Here is a 16396-nt window from a genome sequence, read left to right as displayed (position 1 = left end):
TAAACATGGCGAAACAATTAGCAATTACCCTAAAACGCAGCCTGATCGGCCGTCCTGAAACGCAACGCATTACTGTGAAAACTCTTGGTCTGCGCAAGCTGCACCAAACGGTTCTTCACCAAGATAACGCGGCTATCAGAGGTATGGTTAATCAAGTGAGTCACTTGGTAGAAGTTAAAGAAGTAGAAGCATAAGAGTACAATATTAAGATCTAGAGGAGGTGTGCAACGATGAAGTTACATGAGCTAAGTTCTGCTACTGGCGCTCGTAAAACCGCAAAGCGTGTTGGACGTGGTACAAGTAGCGGTATGGGTAAAACATCGACTCGCGGACACAAAGGTCAAAACGCACGTTCCGGTGGAGGCGTTCGTCCTGGATTCGAGGGTGGACAAAACCCGTTATACCGTCGTTTACCTAAACGTGGATTCACGAACCGTTTCCGTACGGAGTACGCGATCGTGAACCTTGAGGATTTGAACAACTTCGCAGCTGGTACTGAGGTTACTCCAGAAGCTTTGATGGAGGCTGGTATTGTAAAAGCTCCTAAAGATGGTATCAAAATTTTAGGAAACGGTGAAATCACAGTAAAATTAACCGTTAAAGCGAACAAGTTCTCTCAATCTGCGATTGAGAAAATACAAGCTGCCGGCGGTCAAACCGAGGTGATTTAATGTTCAGTACCATAGCCAACATCTTCAAGGTAGAGGATTTGCGCAGAAGGATTGTTTTTACACTCCTCTTGTTGATCGTCTACCGCTTAGGTGCGTTCATTCCAGTACCTAACATTAATACGGATGTTCTTAAGCTTCAAGACCAAGCGAATCAGAGCGATGTCTTTGGTTTGCTTAACACGTTTTCCGGCGGTGCGCTCTTCCAGTTCTCCATCTTCGCGATGGGGATTATGCCTTACATCACGGCTTCGATCATCGTACAGCTTTTGTCCATGGACGTAGTGCCGCGCTTTGCGCAATGGGCTAAAGAGGGAGACGTTGGTCGTAAGAAGATGACGCAAGTTACTCGCTACGGCACGATCGTTCTCGGCATTATCCAAGCTTTCGGATTATCGATCGGGTTTAACCGCCTATACAGCGGACTCGTTATTGATCCAGGGTTTACGACTTTTGCTTTGATTGCTATCGTATTGACAGCTGGTACTGCGTTCTTGATGTGGCTAGGTGAGCAAATCACGGAATTTGGAATCGGCAACGGTATTTCCATTATCATCTTTGCAGGTATCGTCGCGGCGATTCCTACAAGCATACAGCAAATCTACAAATCACTGTTTGCGACCGAAGGAGCATTGTTCCTGAATATCGTAAAACTGATCATTATTGCTATCGTTGTTGTGCTGATTATTGCGGGCGTCATTTTCGTACAGCAAGGGGTTCGTAAGATCCCTGTACAATATGCCAAACGAGTAGTTGGTCGTAAAATGTACGGTGGCCAAACGACGCACATTCCGCTTAAAGTGAATGCTGCCGGTGTAATCCCAGTTATCTTTGCACTATCGTTATTGATGTTTCCTCCTACCATTGCATCTTATTGGAGAGGAAATGTCGTGGCAGAATGGATCATCAACAATTTAAGCATTAACCAATCTGCACCGCTAGCGATCGTCCTATATGTACTGTTGATTATTGGTTTCACATACTTCTACACCTTCGTACAGATTAATCCAGTTCAAATGGCAGATCAGATGAAGAAAAACGGTGGCTACATACCGGGGATTCGTCCTGGTAAAACAACTTCTGTTTATCTGACTCGCGTAATGACTAGAATTACTCTTTCTGGAGCTCTGTTTCTCTCAGCAATCTCGATTCTCCCAATGCTTTTTGGAGGTCTTGCAGGCTTGCCAAGTTCGGTTCGGATTGGTGGTACATCTTTACTTATCGTAGTAGGCGTTGGTCTTGAAACGATGAAGCAAATCGAGAGCCAATTGATTAAACGGCATTACAAAGGGTTTATCAATAAATAGCATATAGGTTCTGATGGGGCTAGTTAGGCGACATCGGCACCTATTGTGCTGCTCGTAACGCCGAGTGCGATGGGAGGTTATAAAGTTGAACGTAATTTTTATGGGGCCTCCTGGTGCAGGCAAAGGTACGCAAGCTGAGAAGATCGTAAGTGAATTTCAAATTCCTCATATTTCGACTGGAGATGCTTTCCGCTTGGCGATGAGCCAAGGTACACCGCTTGGTGTGGAAGCCAAAGGTTATGTTGATAAGGGGCTTCTGGTTCCTGATGAAATCACGAACGGTATTGTAAGAGAGCGACTTGCTCAACCGGACTGCGATAAAGGTTTTCTGCTTGACGGGTTCCCGAGAACCGTTGCTCAAGCGGATGCTTTAGCTGAAATTGTAGATTCCTTAGGCAAAAAGATTGAGTTGGTTATCAATCTTTCCGTTGATCGTAGTTTCTTGCTTGCACGACTGACCGGCCGAAGAATTTGTAAATCCTGTGGCGCTACGTATCATGTAATCTTCAACCCACCTCAGCAAGAAGGCGTATGCGATAAATGTTCCGGTGAGTTGTACCAACGATCTGATGATACGGAAGAGAAAGTCGGAACGCGTTTGGATGAATACATCAACAAAACCGCTCCGCTGCTGGATTACTACCAAAAGAGGGAATTATTGCGTGAGGTTAACGGAGAACAAGACATTCATGCGGTAACCGAACAAATTAGCTCACTGCTACGAGGTCTAGCGTAATGATCATTTGTAAGTCCGAGGTTGAACTAGACCTAATGCGAGAAGCTGGTCGGATCGTAGCCGAAACGCACCGCTTGCTGGCAAGGGCCATTCGTCCGAACATTACAACGAAAGAACTTGATCAGATCGCGGAGGAATACATTCGCAGTCAGGGAGCGATTCCATCTTTTAAAGGCTATAACGGTTTTCCTGGAAGCATATGTGCTTCAGTCAACGAAGAATTAGTTCATGGTATTCCTGGTCCAAGAAAGCTGGTTGAGGGCGATATTATCTCGATCGATATCGGCGCTCAGTATAAAGGTTATCATGGAGATTCTGCATGGACTTATCCTGTCGGTGAAATTTCAGAGACGGCCAAACGTTTGTTAGCCGTAACTGAACAATCACTGTATCGAGGCATAGCAGAAGCTAAACCGGATGCTAGACTCTACACGTTGTCGCATGCAATCCAAACTTGTATTGAAGACGCAGGCTTCTCCGTCGTGATAGAGTATGTCGGTCACGGTATCGGTAAGGATCTTCACGAAGAACCGCAAATTCCGAATTACGGTGTACCTGATAAAGGCCCTCGTCTCAAACCAGGCATGGTCCTAGCCATTGAACCCATGGTGGTCGTTGGCGAAAGATTCGTCCAAACGCTCGAAGACGATTGGACTGTCGTTACCGCGGATAAGTCGATATGCGCTCATTTTGAACATACGGTTGCCATTACGGCAGCAGGTTACGAAATATTAACTCTGCCTAGATCGTAGGTGATGTAGAGTGAATAAGCTGACGCCGCAGGTCGGTCAAATCGTAAAGGTGCTTCGCGGCAGAGACCCCGGTGAATATGCGGTAGTGGTCGGCATTGCCGATCATCGCTTCGTCTGGCTTGCAGACGGCGTTCACCGCAAATTCGATCAGCCGAAGAAGAAGAACCTGAATCATCTTCAAATACAAGACACGATTAGTAGTGAAGTGGAGTCAAGCATTAGGGAAACAGGTCGTGTAACTAACGGTAAGCTGCGTCATGCAATTGCCAAATTCGTTGAACTTATGCAAGATGAAGCACAAGAGAAAGGAGAATGACTGTGGCCAAAGAAGATGTAATTGAAGTAGAAGGTACAGTGATTGAACCTCTTCCGAATGCAATGTTTAAGGTTGAATTGGAAAATGGTCATAAAATCCTAGCCCATGTATCAGGTAAAATCAGAATGCACTTTATCCGCATTTTGCCTGGAGACAAGGTTACCGTAGAATTATCGCCTTACGATTTAACGAGAGGCCGTATAACCTACCGTTTTAAATAAATGATCGGCTTACATGTAAGTTACTCTCTCAAGGCGTATGCTTACGAAGCAAGTTTTCTATTAGAAAACGCAACATGGTTGCTTACGATGATAAGGAGGGCTTAGAAATGAAAGTTAGACCATCGGTAAAACCGATTTGCGAGAAATGCAAAGTTATTCGTCGTAAAGGTAACATTATGGTTATCTGCGAAAATCCAAAGCACAAACAAAAACAAGGTTAAAAGGAGGTGCATCTGTAGATGGCACGTTTAGCTGGGGTTGACTTACCTCGTGACAAACGAGTTGTAATCGCGTTGACTTACATCTTCGGTATCGGCACGACTACTGCTCAGAAAATCATCGCTACAACAGGTATTGACGGTAACACTCGCGTTCGCGATCTGACTGAAGACGAAGTGAGCAAAATCCGTGATGTAATCGACAAAACTCTTAAAGTAGAAGGCGATCTTCGCCGTGAGATTTCCCTGAACATCAAACGTCTGATCGAAATCGGATCCTACCGTGGTCTTCGTCACCGCCGTGGTCTTCCTGTTCGTGGACAACGTACTAAAACGAATGCTCGTACACGTAAAGGTCCTCGTCGTACAGTAGCTAATAAGAAGAAATAATAAAGGGGGTTAGAGCTAATGGCAAAACCTAAAAAAGTAGTCCGTACGAAACGTCGTGACCGTAAAAATATTGAGTCCGGAGTTGCACACATCCGTTCAACATTTAACAATACGATCGTAACGATCACGGATCCGCATGGCAACGCAATTTCCTGGGCATCTTCAGGAAACCTTGGATTCAAAGGTTCCCGTAAAAGTACTCCTTTTGCGGCACAAATGGCAGCTGAAAAAGCAGCAAAAGCAGCTATGGAGCATGGCTTGAAAACTGTTGAAGTTATGGTTAAAGGCCCAGGAGCTGGCCGCGAAGCAGCAATCCGCTCTTTGCAAGCAGCAGGTCTTGAAGTAAACCTGATTAAAGACGTGACTCCGGTTCCTCACAATGGCTGCCGTCCTCCAAAACGTCGTCGCGTATAATTCAGGATTACTTTGTAGTATAATTATCCTAAAATCGTGAATAATGGTTTGAAGGATAGGCATACTATTGAATTTTGAAGCGAAGTATCCAGAGGGAAACGACGTATTGAATGGAGGGTACATTTCATGATCGAAATCGAAAAGCCAAAAATAGAAACCGTAGCATTAAGTGAAGACGGCTCTTATGGTAGATTCATTATTGAGCCGTTGGAGCGTGGCTATGGTACAACCTTAGGTAACTCACTACGTCGTATCTTACTGTCCTCTTTACCCGGGGCTGCAGTAACCTCTGTCCAAATCGATGGCGTTTTGCATGAGTTTTCAACGATTCCTGGCGTGCTTGAGGATGTAACGGAAATTATCCTTAATCTCAAAGGACTTTCGTTGAAAATTCACTCCGATGAGGAGAAAGTGCTTGAAATTGATGCTGAAGGAGAAGGTATGATTACTGCGGCTGATATCCGCGGTGATAGCGATGTGGAGATTCTTAACCCGGATCTGCATATTGCGACCTTGTCTCCGGACGCACGTCTTCACATGAGGATTCATGCGGGCAGAGGACGCGGTTATGTCCAATCGGACAAAAATAAGCATGAAGAGCAACCAATTGGTGTGATTCCAATTGATTCGATCTACACGCCTATTACCCGAGTGAACTACAGTATCGAGAATACTCGCGTCGGCCAAGTGACGAACTATGATAAGTTGACCCTCGAAGTGTGGACCGATGGAAGTATTCGACCAGAAGAAGCCGTAAGCTTGGGAGCCAAAATCTTAACAGAGCACCTGAACTTGTTCGTCGGACTGACGGATGAAGCGAAAGATGCTGAGATTATGGTGGAGAAAGAAGAAGATAAGAAAGAGAAAGTTCTGGAGATGACAATCGAAGAGCTGGATCTATCCGTTCGTTCTTACAACTGCCTCAAGCGTGCAGGGATTAACACCGTACAAGAGCTTATTACCAAAACAGAAGAAGACATGATGAAAGTTCGGAACTTAGGTCGCAAATCGCTTGAAGAAGTTCAAGAGAAGCTCGAAGAGCTTGGTTTGGGTCTTCGTACCGAGGAATAATCTGTCAGAAGGAGGTTAATTCAATGAACTACAGGAAGTTGAACCGCGATTCCAGTAATCGTAAAGCGTTATTCCGTGATCTGGTTACAGATTTGTTCATACATGAACGCATTCAAACTACAGAAGCAAAAGCAAAAGAAATTCGTTCCATCGCTGAGAAGTTAATCACTCTTGCGAAACGCGGAGACCTTCATGCACGCCGTCAGGTTGCTGCTTTTGTTCGTAGAGAAGCTGCAAACGAGAACCAAGATGCGATTCAAAAGCTGTTCTCCGAATTGGCTACTCGTTACTCCGAGCGTCCAGGTGGATACACACGTATCCTTAAACTGGGACCACGCCGCGGTGACGCAGCACCAATGGTTTACCTAGAGCTAGTAGATCGCGCATAAAGACGGATGGGAAAGGGTGGACGGAATCACTGATTCTGCTGAAGCCCTTTTTTTGCAGTCTTTTGCTTGACCCTAGAAAGGGATGACTCATGGAAGCGGAAGATCAACCATGGAGAAATCTGCGTTTTACCATAAGCTATGATGGAACGGCTTATTCCGGATTTCAGATACAACCGACTTCCGATACGATTCAACAACGATTGGAAGAGGCGGTTTATCTGTTGACCGGCGAGCGCGTGAAGGTTGCCTCCTCGGGCCGTACGGACGCAGGCGTACATGCGAAAGCGCAAGTGATCAATTTTACCACGCAATCCAAGATCCCAGTGGAACGGTGGTGTTTAGCTCTCAATGCTAGACTACCCAAGGACATCGTCGCCCATACGGCCGAGGAAGTCCATCCATCCTTTCATTCCCGCAAAGCCGCGAAACGTAAGACATACTGCTACACGATTCGCTCGGCGCGCTTCCCTGATGTCTTTCACCGGAATTATGAATACCATCACCCTACGCATTTGGATGTGGAAGCCATGAGAGAGGCGCTCCCTTGCTTGCTAGGAGAGCATGATTTTACTTCGTTTTGCACGGTGAGAACGGATAAGGAAGTGAAGGTAAGGACACTCTACGAGGCTCGTATGGTGCTGGAGACGGATGAACTTGGCGGAGAGGGTAAAGTGGAACGGATTCGCCTCATTTTTACCGGGAATGGGTTCCTGTATAACATGGTCAGGATCATCGTAGGCACGTTGATTCAGATTGGTGAAGGCAAACGTCCTAGCAGCGATATGCAGCGCATTCTGGAGGCTCTAGACCGGTCGCAGGCCGGCCCTACGGCGGAAGCAATGGGCTTAATGCTTTGGAGAGTCGAGTACTAACAAAGCGTAAAACATCGCTTGCTTCTTTACCTGGTTTCGTGTAAAATATAACTTGGCGTTTCGTGATCGGCTATCCCACAGCCCCTGATCCGTAACAGCCACAACCATCCATCGCAAATGTAAATTAACAATTATAATCAACGTATTGAGATATATTAGGAGGATTAAGCATGCGCACCACATATATGGCTAAGCCTAATGAAGTTGAGCGTAAATGGTACATCGTTGACGCTGCTGGCCAAACTCTTGGCCGTCTTGCAAGTGAAGTTGCAAGCATTATCCGCGGTAAGCACAAACCAGCATTTACTCCACATGTAGACACTGGTGATTTCGTTATCGTAATCAACGCTTCCCAAATTCACCTTACTGGTAAGAAAATGCAAAACAAAAAATACTACAGCCACTCCTTGTATCAAGGTGGTCTGAAAGTAACTTCCGCTCAGGACTTGCTGAACAGCAAACCTGATCGTATGATCGAATTCGCCGTACATGGCATGCTTCCTAAGAACCGTCTTGGCGACAGCTTGAAAACTAAGCTGAAAGTCTACGGTGGAGCAGAGCACCCGCACCAAGCACAACAACCTGAAGTATGGAATCTTCGCGGTTAATATAAGGAGGAACGTTTCGTGGCACAAGTTCAATATTATGGAACGGGTCGTCGTAAGCATTCGGTAGCGCGCGTGCGCCTAGTACCGGGTGAAGGACGCATCATCATCAATAAACGTGATCTGGATGAGTATTTCGGTCTTGAGACTTTGAAACTCATCGTTAAACAACCTTTGGCATTGACTGAAACTGTTGGCAAATACGATGTTCTTGTACTTGCTAACGGCGGCGGAATCAGCGGACAAGCTGGAGCAATCCGTCACGGGATCTCCCGTGCATTGCTGAAAGCTGATCCTGAGTACCGTGGATCCCTGAAAAAAGCAGGCTTCCTGACTCGTGATTCCCGTATGAAAGAGCGTAAAAAGTACGGCTTGAAAGCTGCTCGTCGCGCTCCACAATTCTCCAAACGTTAAGATCTTGCGCTTCTTGCGCATGTACAGGAAACCTTTCCGGCTCGTGCTGGGAAGGTTTTTCTTTTTTATTACGGGAATCCGTTAATTTCTTTTCATTTGTTGAAAAGTATTCTCATATAGTTAATATCGAGTGCTATTTGAGTGCCAAAATCCTCTTTCTTCGAAGAAGTTAATACCAAAATGGCAAAAAGTCATTGACAGAAAGAGGAACTCCGTTATAATAAAATATAAATCATACAATAACACTCGGAATTATAGATGGAGGGCACTGACATGAATCTTTTTGAAAAAGAAGCATTTGTTTCAAAAGCTGCTGAAGAGTTCGAAAACCAATCCCCTGAAGCGGTCTTGAAACTAGCCGTCGAGACATTTCCTAATCTGACGCTAGCCTGCAGCTTCGGTGCAGAAGATGTTGTGCTTGTCGATATGCTGCAGAAAATCAACCCCAACGTCGATATCTTCTACCTGGATACGAATGTTCACTTCCCTGAGACGTATGAAACTAGAGACCGTCTAGAACAGCATTACGGCACCAAATTCGTGCAAGTGCTGCCCAAATTGACGCTGGAAGAGCAGGCGGCGCAATTCGGTGACGAGCTTTGGAAAACGGATGCGAACCAGTGCTGCAACATTCGGAAAGTGGATCCTTTGACAGATATCCTCAGAAATTATGACGCATGGATTACGGGAATTCGCCGCGATCAAGCGCCAACTCGCGCTAATGCCAAAAAAGTGGAGTATGACGTCAAATTCGGTCTGATCAAGTTCAATCCGTTGGCTGGCTGGACATCCGAAGATGTCTGGAATTACATCCGTGAGAACGATGTAATCTATAATTCGCTGCATGACCGTAACTACCCAAGTATCGGCTGCTCTCACTGCACACGCCAAGTTGCTGAGGGTGAAGACCCGCGCGCAGGACGTTGGGCAAATTCGGAGAAAACAGAATGCGGACTTCATAAATAAGACCAATCATGGAGGTCGACGTAAATGACAACGATCAAACCTCATGGCGGCGAATTAGTAAATCGCCAGGTTCCGGCTGAGCAAAGAGAAGTGCTGCTTCAACACGCAGCATCCCTGAAGCAAATTCGTGTGAACTCTTGGACAATTTCCGACTTGGTTTTGATTGGTGTGGGCGCGTTCTCGCCTTTGACAGGCTTTATGGATGAAGCTGACTATAACTCCGTTGTAGAAACAATGCGCCTAGCGGATGGTACGGTATGGAGCATACCGATTACACTTTCCATTGCGCCTGAAGTGGCTGCAACGATCACAGTTGGTGAAGAAGTCGCTCTTGTTGGCGAAGAAGATGGCGTCCTATACGCTCTTCTGAACACGACAAGCATTTACGAAGTAGACCTAATGAATGAAGCTGTGAAAGTTTTCAAAACGGGCGATGCCGCTCATCCGGGCGTTGAGAAATTGTTCTCACGCTCTTCTACGAATATCGGAGGACCGATTCGGCTGTTGAATCGTCCGAAACGGAAGAAGTTTGAGGAGTTTTACTATGACCCGGCAGAGACACGCCGTATTTTTGCCGACAAAGGCTGGAAAACCGTCGTAGGATTCCAGACCCGTAACCCGGTTCATCGCGCGCACGAATATATTCAGAAATCAGCCATGGAGATCGTCGATGCCCTGTTCCTTAATCCGCTTGTAGGAGAAACGAAATCCGACGATATCTCGGCTGACGTACGCATGAGAAGTTACCTGGTGCTCCTGGATAACTACTATCCGAAGGATCGCACGTTCTTAGGGGTATATCCGGCTGCGATGCGTTATGCAGGCCCCCGAGAAGCGATACTGCACGCGATCGTACGCAGAAACTATGGCTGTACCCACTTCATCGTTGGACGCGACCACGCGGGCGTAGGCGATTATTACGGGACGTATGAAGCGCAGCAAATTTTCAGCCATTTTACACCGGAAGAGATGGGCATTACGCCCTTGTTCTTCGAACACAGCTTCTTCTGCACGACATGCGGCAACATGGCATCGAGCAAAACGTGCCCGCACGACAAGTCCGCACATTTGCACCTATCCGGTACGAAGGTTCGTGGTCTGCTCAGGGCCGGCCAATGCCCGCCGCCGGAGTTTACCCGTCCGGAAGTGGCGCAAGTGCTGATAGAAGGGCTTAGAGAGCCGGGATATCAAGCATAAGCCTTGTAAGTCAGGTATATTTGTCCACCTTGTCCCATATAGATGTTACAGAGTCTATGGGGAACAGAGGTGGATTTTTTTATGCGCAAAAGGAAGAAAAGATTGGTCGTTTGGCTGACTTTTCACAGCAGTCTTAAGCTCGCCCTTTCCGTTATGCTGGTCGCCCTTGTGGTCTTCATCTACGCTTATGAGCTGCCGGCAACGAAAACATGGTCGGATTGGCAGCTGCCGCTCTCTGGTAAGACGATTGCGCTTGATGCCGGTCATGGCGGTCCTGACGGCGGTGCCTCCAGTCGGGAAGGCGTGATTGAGAAAGATATTAACTTGGCGATCACTCTGCAGCTGAGGGATTATTTGCAGCAGGCAGGTGCGATTGTTGTCATGACGAGAGAAACGGACACAGATCTGGCGGAGCCGGGGACGAAAGGGTATAGCAAACGGAAGACGGAAGACCTGCACAATCGAGCCGATCTCATTGATGAGAAGAATGCGGATATGTTCCTAAGCGTCCATTTGAATAGTATCCCTTCTCCGAGATGGAAAGGCGCACAAACGTTCTACTACCTGAATAATCCGAACAATTCCAATTTAGCTACGCTGATTCAAGAGGAATTAAAGAAAAACCTGGAGAACACCGACCGCGTCGCGAAACCGGCAGACAGAACGGTCTATCTGCTCAAAACGCTAAAGATGCCAAGCGCGCTGATCGAGGTGGGCTTCTTATCGAATCCGGAAGAAGCTAGACTATTGGCCGATGAGAAATATCAGAGGAAGGTCGCGGCGTCCATTTATCAGGGTGTGCTGCGATTTTATAGCGGGGAGAAAGTGGGTTCTGAATCATAATGTGATATAATAAAGGCCACTAATGGTTTTACAATGACTGAATAAAGGTGAGTGGCTATGATAAATAAAGATCAGTTGATAGAAGCTCTGAAGCCTCTGTTAGAGCCGCGGTACAACAAAAGCGTCGTTGAGCTTAATTTGGTGCGCGATATTCTCATCAAAGAGGAAAGCGTCTCGTTAAGCCTGATTGTTGCGGCGGAAGACCAAGCTTATAAAGAGTCATCCGGTTCCTTCATTCGGCAAGCTCTGGAGAAGCTGGGGGTCCCACAGGTTCATATCCGCTATCGGTTAATGACGGATTATGAACGTAACCAGATCGAAGAGGCTTTTCAGCCTGAAGGAAATGCGTCCAAGCAATCCAAGCCTGTACAACCGCCAATTGATCAACCGATTCTGAGCGAAGGCTCCAAGGTTCAATTCATCGCTGTCGCCAGCGGTAAGGGCGGCGTCGGCAAATCGACGGTAACGGTCAATTTGGCGGTAGCTCTTGCTCGTCAAGGGAAGAAGGTAGGCATCATCGATGCCGACATCTATGGTTTCAGTATTCCCGATATGATGGGAATTGAAGAGCAGCCGAAGCTGGTCGATAATGTTATTTATCCAGTCGAAAGGTTTGGCGTCAAAGTCATCTCGATGGGCTTCTTCGTTCAAGATAATGCGCCGGTCATTTGGCGTGGTCCGATGCTGGGCAAAATGCTGCGCAATTTCTTCAACGAAGTCAATTGGGGCGATGTTGAATACATCCTCCTCGATCTTCCGCCAGGGACGGGCGATGTGGCATTGGACGTGCATCAGCTCATTCCGCAAAGCAAAGAGATTATCGTGACGACTCCGCATGCTACCGCAGCGTTCGTAGCTGCTAGAGCGGGAGCGATGGCTGTCCAAACGAATCATGAGATCCTGGGTGTCGTCGAGAATATGGCTTACTACGAGTGCAAAGACTGCGGAAGTAAGGATTACATCTTCGGTAAAGGCGGGGGCGCCAGACTGGCCGATGACTTGCACAGCGAGCTGCTTGCGCAAATTCCGCTTGGAGCTCCAGATAACCACGTATCGGAAATGGATTACTCGCCGTCCGTTTATAAACAAGATTCCCAAACAGGTCAAATCTACCTGGAAGTAGCTGCAAACCTAATCGCCAAATTGGAGAAATAAAACAAAGGCTGGCGGAATAAATCTCCGTCAGCCTTTGTTTGTTATTGGGAATCGGATGAACCCGATTCTTTTTTCTTTTTCTCCGAATCCTCGGAATCGCTCTCCTCTTCCTTCTTCTTCTCATCTCCGCCTTGTTGGCCTTTATCTTCGCCGCCGCTTTTCTTCTCGGCGCTTTTTGCCGTAGGCATTTGTTCAGGCTTGCTTTGCTGAGCGATGGCCGCTTTCAGCAGATCGACCATGTGAGCGCGGAACAATGGGCTTTGGATCGATTCTTCCATAACCGTCATCATCTGTTGACGATATGCCGCAGTTTTCATCACATCGAGCATCATCTTCTCGTAGTCAGGATTTTTCATCACATCGACGAGCGATTTTTGATACTCGGGGTCTTTCAGAAGCTCTTTGAACATCTGTTTGGTTTCTTTCTGAATCGCCTTGGCGAAATCGCCGGCGAACTTAGGATCCTTCATCATATCCGTCAAGAACATATTATTTTCTTTGGCAGTGAGGACATCCTTGACCGCCATCTGCAGCTGGAGGGACTCATTGGCTGAGAGCAGCTTGATTTGTGACTGGCCGGCAACGCCATTGGCTCCGACATCACCGTTCATGATGCTGCGGTTCGCGGCACTGATCGCTTTCTTCCCATCCTCGGATTTCAAAATATCCAGTATCATCGTCTTCTGCTCTTTATACGTCATGCCTTGCGACTGGCCTTGCGATGAGTTGTCGGTTCCACACGATGAAAGAAGTAAAGCAATAGCAATTAGCGGCAGAACCATCATTGGGCTTAACTTTCTTATTATCATGAAAGAATGCTCCCTTCCTAGCTTAGTACTGTTAGTATGTGTGGTTAAGGATAGATTATAAGGGCAATTCATTGGCTTTTTATCTCAATCGTTGGTACAATTAACAATTAGAGTTGATGTAGGGGGTAATAAGCTTGACGCTGCGCAAATGGTTCCATTTATTTTGGACAACACTCGTATTAGGTATGGTTGTATCGCTAGGAATTGGACTTATTCTGCAATTTTCCGACAAAGAATTTTCCGTAATGGGCTTATCGGCCGTAGGATTTAATGTCGTCAATATGCTGCTTGGGGGAGCGACGATCAGCGTTCTGAGTCAAATGGGCTTCTTCGCTTATCTGATTGTTAGATTCATAGCGGCTGGAATTATCAGATCCAAAACCGTTTGGGATTTACTTCAATTGACAATTGTTATCGTCGTTCTCATCGATTTGGTCTATCTCCGAATGACGAATTTTGAAGGAAACGGCTCTATGCTGAGCTATTCGGTTCTGCCGCTAATCATATTAGTCATTTCTTTGGCGGTAGCCTATTGGAAAGTACGGATGACGAACCGGAATGCGTTCATTCCGACACTGTTTTTCATGTGCGCCGTATCTACTTTGGAAGCTGTACCTGCATTGAAGTTGGATAACGCGGCATCCAGTCTTTTTATGCTGGCTCCGCTGCTCGTTTGCAATGCATGGCAAATTCTGATTTTACATAAAATATTGGATAACAAAAAGAGCTAATTCGCATTAGCTCTTTCTTTTTTTATAAGCCTATTAATTGATTTGTTTCATTGCGCGATCTTCAACGGGGGTAGTCTGCACTTCCGTTTGTTTAATCAACTCGCTGACGCTAACGAATTCATATCCTTTGGCTCTCAGCTGATCGATGATGACCGGCAGCGCTTCATGTGTTTGTTGGGAAGAATCACTGGCGTGAAGCAGCACGATATCCCCGGGATGAGCCTTCGAGACGACCCGATTAATAATCGTATCTACACCTTTATTGAGCCAATCCTGAGAATCCGTATCCCATTGAATAACGGAATATCCCAAGTCGTTGGCGATTCGCAGCACGCGTTTGTCGAAATCGCCGTTAGGAAGGCGAATGAGGTTCGGCTCTTTTCCGACCAATTCAGTCAAAATACCGTGCGCCGTCGTAATTTGTTTGCGAATCTCCTCATCGCTGAGAGTGCTGTAGTTATCGTGCTTATTGCCATGGCTGCCGATTTCATAACCGCTCTTCTTGATATGCTCCACGATCTCTGGATGGCTCTTGCTCCAAGGAGAGGATAAGAAGAAAGTGGCTTGCTGAACGCCTTTTTCCTTCAAAATATTCAGGATCGGTTCGGCCCTCTTCTCTCCCCAGGAAATATCGAAGGTTAGGGCAATGACCTTTCTTTCTGTCTGTACGCTATAGATAGCCGACGGCTCAGCGTTCGAGAAGACCGAAACATTGCTTTGCTCCGAATAGACGATGGCTGCTGCGAATACGATGGCAAGAGCGATAAAGACGTATTGTTTGAATTTCTTGGCATTTAGTACAAAAAAGTAATTCATGTAGGGCTTGTACCTCCTTCTGCTCATAAATGGGCAAGGCTTGTATACTCTTTATGAAATAATGTATGCTCGTACACACAGCACTTATGCTTCCGAAAATGGAGGAAATCACAATGACATTAAAGCCGCTTTTTCAACATTTTAAAGAAATGAAGCATTACTTTATCGTAGTCGTTCTCGTTTTTGGTTTTAGCTTTTACCTCGGGTGGGCGAATTCCGCTCAGTTTTCCAACTTTCTTGAAGGGCAAATGCAAGGGCTCAAATCCATTAGCCAGTCTTTAAGCAATAAGGAGAATCCGCAGCTATGGTTTTTCATCGTCATTTTTTTGAACAATGCAGTAAAATCAGTAGCCATTATATTCGTCGGTCTCCTTCTGGGTCTACCGCCGCTGTTCATGCTGATCGCCAACGGAATGATACTGGGGTATGTCTTATCGCTGCAGACGCACGAAAGCACTTTATCGATTGTACTTAAGGGCATCTTGCCTCATGGGATCATTGAGATTCCTGTCATTCTATTAGCCTGTGCCTATGGACTTAAACTAGGGATGCTCGTATGGAAGAGCTTTGTTCAGGTATTCATGCCTGCCGAGTTAAGAACGGCGCGTGCAGAGCTGACGAGAACGTTGCGTCTCACTAAGCCGCTAATTGTTGCCATTGTGGTACTTTTGTTGTGTGCGGCAATCATCGAAAGTACGCTTACCTACTGGTTGGTTCATCTGTAAAAATTTTTCAGTCGTCTTGTCATAAAATTGGCAAAAACTGAGCATAACAGTAAAGCAGTCAGGAGCGCAGGGTGCAAGGCGGTGCTGAGCGCTGCAAGCAATCCAACTGTAAGTGCCATAAATCTCTACAGTCGAGAGGGGTTTGGATGGATGTATGCTCGGATTTTTGTTCAATGATCGGGAATGTAGAGAATTAGATTATGTATTGCGTAAAGAATTGGATGAAATGCTGTTTGATTTGAATGACAAAAGGATCGACCAAGAAATCAAAGGGGCTATAGAATCCAGATATAAAGTTATCTTCAGGATGTACGCTCGATTAGCGAGTCCCAAGGAAATATCCAAGTATGCGAGAAATCGCAATTACCAAGCGCAAAAAAAATAGGGGGTATGTTCTTGACTTACCCTCTATGTATGTGTTACTTTATAACTCGCCCCAACGAAAGGGACAAGCTGCTTGGAAAAGCGGAAAAAGTTTTTGAAAAAAACTTGCAATGTCCCGGGCGAATGTGGTATATTAAAAAAGTCGCCGCTAAACAGCGGTGGAAATAATGAAGAGTCATTGATCTTTGAAAACTGAACAACGAGTGAGTAATGCATAAATGAGATTAACAATCTCGCTAGCAAGTCAATTGAGCTTTTCAGATTTTCCCTTTATGGAGAGTTTGATCCTGGCTCAGGACGAACGCTGGCGGCGTGCCTAATACATGCAAGTCGAGCGGAGCACTTCGGTGCTTAGCGGCGGACGGGTGAGTAACACGTAGGTAACCTGCCTGTAAGA

24 protein-coding genes and 1 rRNA gene are annotated in these 16396 nt (G+C 46.3%); 23 read left to right on the top strand and 2 right to left on the bottom strand.

Features of this window, described 5'->3' with window-relative positions:
• Positions 1 to 5 precede the first annotated feature (5 nt).
• The 19 genes from rpmD (at position 6) to PUT07_RS33870 (ending at position 12534) form a co-directional block, all read left to right on the top strand.
• The gene (gene rpmD, locus PUT07_RS33960) at positions 6 to 194 is read left to right on the top strand and encodes a 50S ribosomal protein L30 (protein ID WP_274473266.1); all 189 of its coding nucleotides are present in this window, start codon (positions 6 to 8) and stop codon (positions 192 to 194) included.
• 36 nt (positions 195 to 230) lie between these two features.
• Entirely contained in the window at positions 231 to 671 is a 441-nt protein-coding gene (gene rplO, locus PUT07_RS33955) for a 50S ribosomal protein L15 (RefSeq protein ID WP_274473264.1), read from the top strand.
• A complete protein-coding gene (secY, locus tag PUT07_RS33950; protein ID WP_274473263.1) occupies positions 671 to 1975 on the top strand; it encodes a preprotein translocase subunit SecY in 1305 nt (434 codons plus the stop codon). Before rplO ends, secY begins: the two co-directional genes overlap by 1 nt.
• Before the next feature lie 85 nt (positions 1976 to 2060).
• Complete coding sequence (locus PUT07_RS33945) at positions 2061 to 2711, top strand: adenylate kinase (protein WP_274473262.1); 651 nt, start codon at positions 2061 to 2063, stop codon at positions 2709 to 2711.
• A complete protein-coding gene (gene map, locus PUT07_RS33940; protein ID WP_274473260.1) occupies positions 2711 to 3463 on the top strand; it encodes a type I methionyl aminopeptidase in 753 nt (250 codons plus the stop codon). Before PUT07_RS33945 ends, map begins: the two co-directional genes overlap by 1 nt.
• Before the next feature lie 10 nt (positions 3464 to 3473).
• Positions 3474 to 3779, top strand: coding sequence for a KOW domain-containing RNA-binding protein (locus PUT07_RS33935; protein ID WP_274473258.1), 306 nt, complete (start codon positions 3474 to 3476; stop codon positions 3777 to 3779).
• 2 nt (positions 3780 to 3781) lie between these two features.
• Positions 3782 to 4000, top strand: a complete 219-nt coding sequence (gene infA / locus PUT07_RS33930) for a translation initiation factor IF-1 (protein WP_009676800.1) — start codon at positions 3782 to 3784, stop codon at positions 3998 to 4000.
• Positions 4001 to 4107: 107 nt separating this feature from the next.
• Positions 4108 to 4221, top strand: coding sequence for a 50S ribosomal protein L36 (rpmJ, locus tag PUT07_RS33925; RefSeq protein WP_029196444.1), 114 nt, complete (start codon positions 4108 to 4110; stop codon positions 4219 to 4221).
• Positions 4222 to 4239: 18 nt separating this feature from the next.
• Complete coding sequence (rpsM, locus tag PUT07_RS33920; protein WP_274473257.1) at positions 4240 to 4608, top strand: 30S ribosomal protein S13; 369 nt, start codon at positions 4240 to 4242, stop codon at positions 4606 to 4608.
• 18 nt (positions 4609 to 4626) lie between these two features.
• The gene (gene rpsK / locus PUT07_RS33915) at positions 4627 to 5022 is read left to right on the top strand and encodes a 30S ribosomal protein S11 (protein WP_028557470.1); all 396 of its coding nucleotides are present in this window, start codon (positions 4627 to 4629) and stop codon (positions 5020 to 5022) included.
• A 126-nt stretch (positions 5023 to 5148) separates the two neighbouring features.
• Positions 5149 to 6093 (top strand): DNA-directed RNA polymerase subunit alpha, encoded by a 945-nt coding sequence (locus tag PUT07_RS33910; RefSeq protein ID WP_274473256.1) that lies wholly within the window; start codon positions 5149 to 5151, stop codon positions 6091 to 6093.
• Positions 6094 to 6116: 23 nt separating this feature from the next.
• Entirely contained in the window at positions 6117 to 6482 is a 366-nt protein-coding gene (gene rplQ / locus PUT07_RS33905) for a 50S ribosomal protein L17 (protein WP_163953683.1), read from the top strand.
• An 89-nt stretch (positions 6483 to 6571) separates the two neighbouring features.
• The gene (truA, locus tag PUT07_RS33900) at positions 6572 to 7354 is read left to right on the top strand and encodes a tRNA pseudouridine(38-40) synthase TruA (RefSeq protein ID WP_274473255.1); all 783 of its coding nucleotides are present in this window, start codon (positions 6572 to 6574) and stop codon (positions 7352 to 7354) included.
• Positions 7355 to 7524: 170 nt separating this feature from the next.
• On the top strand, positions 7525 to 7962 hold the full coding sequence (gene rplM, locus PUT07_RS33895; protein WP_274473253.1) for a 50S ribosomal protein L13: 438 nt from the start codon (positions 7525 to 7527) through the stop codon (positions 7960 to 7962).
• 18 nt (positions 7963 to 7980) lie between these two features.
• On the top strand, positions 7981 to 8373 hold the full coding sequence (rpsI, locus tag PUT07_RS33890) for a 30S ribosomal protein S9 (RefSeq protein WP_090826682.1): 393 nt from the start codon (positions 7981 to 7983) through the stop codon (positions 8371 to 8373).
• 273 nt (positions 8374 to 8646) lie between these two features.
• Complete coding sequence (locus PUT07_RS33885; RefSeq protein ID WP_274473251.1) at positions 8647 to 9339, top strand: phosphoadenylyl-sulfate reductase; 693 nt, start codon at positions 8647 to 8649, stop codon at positions 9337 to 9339.
• A 24-nt stretch (positions 9340 to 9363) separates the two neighbouring features.
• Positions 9364 to 10536: a sulfate adenylyltransferase gene (gene sat / locus PUT07_RS33880; RefSeq protein ID WP_274473250.1), complete on the top strand. Its 1173-nt coding sequence runs from the start codon at positions 9364 to 9366 to the stop codon at positions 10534 to 10536.
• 81 nt (positions 10537 to 10617) lie between these two features.
• Positions 10618 to 11379, top strand: a complete 762-nt coding sequence (cwlD, locus tag PUT07_RS33875; RefSeq protein ID WP_274473249.1) for an N-acetylmuramoyl-L-alanine amidase CwlD — start codon at positions 10618 to 10620, stop codon at positions 11377 to 11379.
• 57 nt (positions 11380 to 11436) lie between these two features.
• Positions 11437 to 12534 (top strand): Mrp/NBP35 family ATP-binding protein, encoded by a 1098-nt coding sequence (locus PUT07_RS33870; RefSeq protein WP_274473248.1) that lies wholly within the window; start codon positions 11437 to 11439, stop codon positions 12532 to 12534.
• Between the two features lie 41 nt (positions 12535 to 12575).
• Here the strand turns inward: PUT07_RS33870 and gerD are convergent, their stop codons facing one another.
• Positions 12576 to 13343 (bottom strand): spore germination lipoprotein GerD, encoded by a 768-nt coding sequence (gene gerD, locus PUT07_RS33865; RefSeq protein ID WP_274473247.1) that lies wholly within the window; start codon positions 13341 to 13343, stop codon positions 12576 to 12578.
• A gap of 134 nt (positions 13344 to 13477) precedes the next feature.
• Here gerD and PUT07_RS33860 point away from each other — a divergent pair, with 134 nt between their 5' ends.
• Positions 13478 to 14074 carry a KinB-signaling pathway activation protein gene (locus PUT07_RS33860; protein WP_274473245.1) on the top strand — a complete coding sequence of 199 codons (597 nt, stop codon included), beginning with the start codon at positions 13478 to 13480 and terminating at the stop codon, positions 14072 to 14074.
• A 33-nt stretch (positions 14075 to 14107) separates the two neighbouring features.
• Here the strand turns inward: PUT07_RS33860 and pdaB are convergent, their stop codons facing one another.
• Positions 14108 to 14890 carry a polysaccharide deacetylase family sporulation protein PdaB gene (gene pdaB / locus PUT07_RS33855; RefSeq protein ID WP_274473244.1) on the bottom strand — a complete coding sequence of 261 codons (783 nt, stop codon included), beginning with the start codon at positions 14888 to 14890 and terminating at the stop codon, positions 14108 to 14110.
• A 113-nt stretch (positions 14891 to 15003) separates the two neighbouring features.
• Here pdaB and PUT07_RS33850 point away from each other — a divergent pair, with 113 nt between their 5' ends.
• The 3 genes from PUT07_RS33850 to PUT07_RS33840 all read left to right on the top strand — a co-directional run.
• Positions 15004 to 15615, top strand: a complete 612-nt coding sequence (locus PUT07_RS33850; RefSeq protein ID WP_274473243.1) for a stage II sporulation protein M — start codon at positions 15004 to 15006, stop codon at positions 15613 to 15615.
• 154 nt (positions 15616 to 15769) lie between these two features.
• A complete protein-coding gene (locus PUT07_RS33845) occupies positions 15770 to 16000 on the top strand; it encodes a hypothetical protein (protein ID WP_274473241.1) in 231 nt (76 codons plus the stop codon).
• 268 nt (positions 16001 to 16268) lie between these two features.
• A 16S ribosomal RNA gene (locus PUT07_RS33840) occupies positions 16269 to 16396 on the top strand; the annotation flags it as partial.

The organism is Paenibacillus sp. MAHUQ-63, assembly GCF_028765165.1.
GTDB lineage: Bacteria > Bacillota > Bacilli > Paenibacillales > NBRC-103111 > Paenibacillus_E.
This window is presented reverse-complemented; position numbering and strand designations above follow the sequence as displayed.

Excerpts from the sequence above, each read along its gene's own strand:
- rpmD (WP_274473266.1), top strand. The coding sequence starts at position 6 with ATGGCGAAACAATTAGCAATTACCCTAAAACGCAGCCTGATCGGCCGT.
- rplO (WP_274473264.1), top strand. The coding sequence starts at position 231 with ATGAAGTTACATGAGCTAAGTTCTGCTACTGGCGCTCGTAAAACCGCA.
- secY (WP_274473263.1), top strand. The coding sequence starts at position 671 with ATGTTCAGTACCATAGCCAACATCTTCAAGGTAGAGGATTTGCGCAGA.
- map (WP_274473260.1), top strand. The coding sequence starts at position 2,711 with ATGATCATTTGTAAGTCCGAGGTTGAACTAGACCTAATGCGAGAAGCT.
- rpmJ (WP_029196444.1), top strand. The coding sequence starts at position 4,108 with ATGAAAGTTAGACCATCGGTAAAACCGATTTGCGAGAAATGCAAAGTT.
- rpsM (WP_274473257.1), top strand. The coding sequence starts at position 4,240 with ATGGCACGTTTAGCTGGGGTTGACTTACCTCGTGACAAACGAGTTGTA.
- rpsK (WP_028557470.1), top strand. The coding sequence starts at position 4,627 with ATGGCAAAACCTAAAAAAGTAGTCCGTACGAAACGTCGTGACCGTAAA.
- PUT07_RS33910 (WP_274473256.1), top strand. The coding sequence starts at position 5,149 with ATGATCGAAATCGAAAAGCCAAAAATAGAAACCGTAGCATTAAGTGAA.
- rplQ (WP_163953683.1), top strand. The coding sequence starts at position 6,117 with ATGAACTACAGGAAGTTGAACCGCGATTCCAGTAATCGTAAAGCGTTA.
- truA (WP_274473255.1), top strand. The coding sequence starts at position 6,572 with ATGGAAGCGGAAGATCAACCATGGAGAAATCTGCGTTTTACCATAAGC.
- rplM (WP_274473253.1), top strand. The coding sequence starts at position 7,525 with ATGCGCACCACATATATGGCTAAGCCTAATGAAGTTGAGCGTAAATGG.
- PUT07_RS33885 (WP_274473251.1), top strand. The coding sequence starts at position 8,647 with ATGAATCTTTTTGAAAAAGAAGCATTTGTTTCAAAAGCTGCTGAAGAG.
- sat (WP_274473250.1), top strand. The coding sequence starts at position 9,364 with ATGACAACGATCAAACCTCATGGCGGCGAATTAGTAAATCGCCAGGTT.
- cwlD (WP_274473249.1), top strand. The coding sequence starts at position 10,618 with ATGCGCAAAAGGAAGAAAAGATTGGTCGTTTGGCTGACTTTTCACAGC.
- PUT07_RS33870 (WP_274473248.1), top strand. The coding sequence starts at position 11,437 with ATGATAAATAAAGATCAGTTGATAGAAGCTCTGAAGCCTCTGTTAGAG.
- gerD (WP_274473247.1), bottom strand. The coding sequence starts at position 13,343 with ATGATAATAAGAAAGTTAAGCCCAATGATGGTTCTGCCGCTAATTGCT.
- pdaB (WP_274473244.1), bottom strand. The coding sequence starts at position 14,890 with ATGAATTACTTTTTTGTACTAAATGCCAAGAAATTCAAACAATACGTC.
- PUT07_RS33850 (WP_274473243.1), top strand. The coding sequence starts at position 15,004 with ATGACATTAAAGCCGCTTTTTCAACATTTTAAAGAAATGAAGCATTAC.
- PUT07_RS33845 (WP_274473241.1), top strand. The coding sequence starts at position 15,770 with ATGCTCGGATTTTTGTTCAATGATCGGGAATGTAGAGAATTAGATTAT.